The sequence below is a fragment of the Nonomuraea sp. NPDC003201 genome (assembly GCF_053590415.1).
Genome location: NZ_JBSFTC010000574.1, coordinates 1 through 3,787 on the forward strand (window position 1 = coordinate 1; position 3,787 = coordinate 3,787).

3 protein-coding genes and 3 pseudogenes are annotated in these 3,787 nt (G+C 66.9%); 5 read left to right on the forward strand and 1 reads right to left on the reverse strand.

From position 1 onward, the window contains the following. Positions 1-387: 387 nt before the first annotated feature. A pseudogene (locus ACWDX9_RS60910) lies at positions 388-570 on the reverse strand (tyrosine-type recombinase/integrase); the annotation flags it as partial. A gap of 90 nt (positions 571-660) precedes the next feature. Between ACWDX9_RS60910 and ACWDX9_RS60915 the strand changes: the two are divergent. The 5 genes and pseudogenes from ACWDX9_RS60915 to ACWDX9_RS60935 form a co-directional block, all read left to right on the forward strand. Further along, positions 661-885 (forward strand): annotated as a pseudogene (locus ACWDX9_RS60915) (transposase); the annotation flags it as partial. Positions 886-1,009: 124 nt separating this feature from the next. Further along, positions 1,010-1,246: pseudogene (locus tag ACWDX9_RS60920) on the forward strand (ISL3 family transposase); the annotation flags it as partial. 67 nt (positions 1,247-1,313) lie between these two features. Further along, the gene (locus tag ACWDX9_RS60925) at positions 1,314-2,153 is read left to right on the forward strand and encodes an integrase core domain-containing protein (protein WP_449973049.1); all 840 of its coding nucleotides are present in this window, start codon (positions 1,314-1,316) and stop codon (positions 2,151-2,153) included. A gap of 200 nt (positions 2,154-2,353) precedes the next feature. Beyond that, a complete protein-coding gene (locus ACWDX9_RS60930) occupies positions 2,354-3,004 on the forward strand; it encodes a TetR family transcriptional regulator (RefSeq protein WP_449973050.1) in 651 nt (216 codons plus the stop codon). A 30-nt stretch (positions 3,005-3,034) separates the two neighbouring features. After that, on the forward strand, positions 3,035-3,787 hold a 753-nt coding region (locus ACWDX9_RS60935; RefSeq protein ID WP_449973051.1), incomplete at its 3' end, for an ABC transporter ATP-binding protein.

The following is a 3,787-nucleotide window of genomic DNA, read 5'->3' on the forward strand; positions in this document are numbered from 1 at the left end:
ATGATTTGCTGAACATGTACAGAATGCCTTGTCTCGAACTCCGGTAGGGCTCGCGCGCGAATTCTGGGGACTTCGACTGCCTAATCCGACGGTCGTAGGTTCGAATCCTGCAGGGCGCGCTTTGATCATGGTCTGACCTGCGGCTATGCGGGATCGGATACGTTCTAGAATTTTCATCTAGCGGTTGCGTGCTCCGTGCGTGCTCGCGCGCACCAACCCCGCACACGCCATGATCAACATCAGCGTTCTGGGACTACCTTGGCAAAGGGAACGGCCCCGTCCCGCCGTGCGAATACGGCGATCACGGGGCCCGTTCCTGATGCAGCGGGTCAGGCCCGCAGCGGGATCACCTCTCCGGGCTCCTCCTGGTCCTCCTCGGCGAGCAGAAAGTGCTGCGGTCTTCTCAGCGGCCGCCATCGCAACCTCGGGAGAGACCGAGGTGTAGGTGTCGGCCGTGAAGGAGTTGGAGGTGTGCCCCAGCGTCTCCTGTACAACCTTCATCTCTACCCCGGCGGCCGGCATCAGCGAGGCGGCGCCGTGTCGGAGATCGTGGAGGTGGATGGGTGGCAAGATCCGCCGTGGCAGGCGTCGCTGGGAGCAGAATCCCGACACCGGAAATATCGGCAGGTCGTCGACCGGTGGCGTGTCGGCTTCACCGACATGACCGGCGGCCAGGGGTTGCTGGGCCAGGTTGAGAGCCGCGTCTCGATCGTGGTGGCCGCCTGGCTGACGGCCCAGCCCGCCACCTGGCGTGGTGCCATCACTCATGTGGCCATCGACATGTGTGCCATATTCCGCTCGGCGATCCGCGCTGGGCTGCCACACGCGAGGATCGTCGTCGATCATTTCCACGTGGTGCAGTTGGCCAATGTCAAGCTCGCCGAGCTACGCAGGCGGCTGACCTGGAAGATGCGCGGGCGCCGGGGCCGCAAGGGGCGATCACGAATGCGATCGTCGCAGGCTGCTGCGCTCGGCCGCCGAGGAGCTCACCGATCGGCAGCGCACCGTTCTGGGACGGGACCTGACCAGGATCGGCACCTACCGGCGGCACATCCTGGCCGGCTGGCACGCCAAGGAGAAACTGCGCGATCTGCTCGCCCTGGCCCGCACCCACCCTGCCCGCTCGCAGATCAGCCACCGCCTGCACGCCTTCTACGCCTGGTGCGCCGACCACGCCTACCTGCCCGAGCTCGTGACGCTCGCCGCGACCGTCGAGGCCTGGCAGAGCGAGATCGAGGTGTTCCTTCCCGCCGGGATCACCAACGCCAAGAGCGAGGGGACCAGCCGAGTCATCAAGCTCAAAGCCCGGCTGCGTGTACGGCTTTCGCAATGTCGCGGCTGGTCCATCGCACCGATGGGTGGAGGTGTTTCCGGTCGCCCCGGCGACAATCTTGCGCCGGCATCGCCACCTGGTAGCACACAAGTGGACCTTCACCGATAGACGACGGCCGGGACGCCCTCGCACTCGCCGGCCGGTCAAGGCGCTGATCGTGCGGATGGCGCGGGAGAACCCGACCTGGGGGCATCGGCGGATCCAGGGCGAGTTGGCCCGTCTGGGCGACACGATCGCAGCATCTACAGTGTGGGAGATCCTGCACGCGGCCGGTATCGATCCGGCGCCCCGCCGGACCGGGCCGACCTGGCGGCAGTTCCTGACCGCTCAAGCCCATGCGATCATCGCGTGCGACTTCCTGGTGGTCGAGACGGTGCTGCTCAAGGGGCTGTATGTGCTGATCTTCATCGAGCACGGCACCCGGCGATCGCACCTGGCCGGAGTGACCGCGCACCCGACCGGGGCGTGGATGGTGCAGCAGGCCCGTAACCTGGTCATGGACGTGGGTGACCGTATCGCCGAGCTGCGGTTCCTGATCCACGATCGGGACCCGCTCTTCACCTCCGCCTTTCGGGAGGTTTTCACAGCTGAAGGGCTACGGGCCATCACCGCCCTGCCGCGGACGCCGAGGATGAACGCCATCTGTGAGCGGGTCATCGGCACCCTGCGCCGCGAGCTCCTGGACGGGATCTTGATCCTCAGTGAACGCCACCTGACCTTCGTGCTCGGCGAGTATCTGATCCACTACAACGGGCATCGGCCACATCAGTCCCGGTACCAACGGCCCCGGATACCACGACGCAGCCCGCCTGCGACGTGACCGACCTTGACGACCTGCGGACCGTTCGCCGAAGACCCGTCGTCGCAGGTGTGATCAACGAATACCACCACGCCGCTTAACTGCAGCTCAGCCGACGTAACCCAATATTCGAGCGGTACGGGATGTCTACGGAAAGATCATCCTCACCACGTTCTGACCCCTGTTGCCACGATGCTGAACACGTGTTTACTATAGTAAACGTGTGTTCAGCCTCTTTGGCGGATCTGACCGCCCAGGCCAAGATCCGTAACGCCGCCATCGCGCACTTCGCCCGCGACGGCTTCCAGAAGGCGAACCTGCGCGCCATCGCGGCCACCGCGGGGGTGAGCGCCGCCCTGGTCATCCGGCACTTCGGCAGCAAGGACAACCTGCGGAGCGTCTGCGACGAGCACGTCCTACAGATCCTGGTGCGGAGGGCCCGGACCGTGGCCGACCTGGTCGGCGTGCGGGATCTGTCCCAGGAATATCTGTCGGACTCGGAGGAGTACCGCCTCCATGTGCAGTACATGGTGCGCGCGATCGAGGAGGACTCCTCCGCGGCCACCACGTTCGTCAACACGCTGGTGGAGGAGACCGAGCAGCTCTTCCGGGACGGGATCGCCGGCGGCTCGATGCGCCGGTCCTCCGACGTGCGGGCGCTGGCCGTGCTCACCGTGCTGGTGAGCCTGGCCACGCTGACCATGGCGCCACCCCTGACCCGCGCGCTCGGCTTCGAGCGGATGGGTCCCGACGTGCTGCGGCGCATCGGGTTGCCCATGCTCGAGATCTACACCCATGGCTTGTACGCCGACGACACCATGCTCAAAGCCGCCCAGGCCGCCTGGGAGGCCCAGCGGGGAGACGATCTCTAGCCCTCTCCTCATCACCACATAAGGACACCCATGATGACTGAGACCGATGCCATCTCCATGGCCGGATTGGTCAAGTCGTTCGGCCCGGCACGGGCACTGAACGGCCTCGACCTCGTCGTACGGACTGGCGAGGTGCACGGCTTCCTCGGGCCCAACGGCGCGGGCAAGAGCACCACGATCCGGATTCTGCTGGGCCTGATGCGCCTCGACGCGGGCACCGCCCGGCTGCTCGGCGGCGACCCCTGGACGCAGACCGCTGAGCTGCACCGCCGCCTGGCGTACGTGCCCGGCGACGTCACCCTGTGGCCCAACCTGTCCGGTGGCGAGGCCATCGACCTGCTCGGCCGGCTGCGCGGCAGCCTCGACCGGCGGCGCCGGGACGAGCTGATCGAACGCTTCGACCTCGACCCGCGCAAGAAGGGCCGCACCTACTCCAAAGGCAACCGGCAGAAGGTGGCCCTGGTCGCCGCGCTGGCCTCCGACGCCGAGCTGCTCATCCTCGACGAACCCACCTCCGGCCTGGACCCGCTGATGGAGGAGGTCTTCCGGCAGACGATCCAGGAGGTGCGGCGCGCGGGTGACCGTACGGTGCTGCTGTCCAGCCACATCCTCTCCGAGGTCGAGGCACTCTGCGACCGGATCACGATCATCCGCGACGGCCGTACCGTCGAGACCGGCACCATGGCCGAGCTGCGGCACCTCACCCGCACCTCCATCGACGCCGAGCTGGCCGCCCCACCGGACGGGCTGGCCGGCCTGCCGGGCGTGCACGGCCTGCGCGCC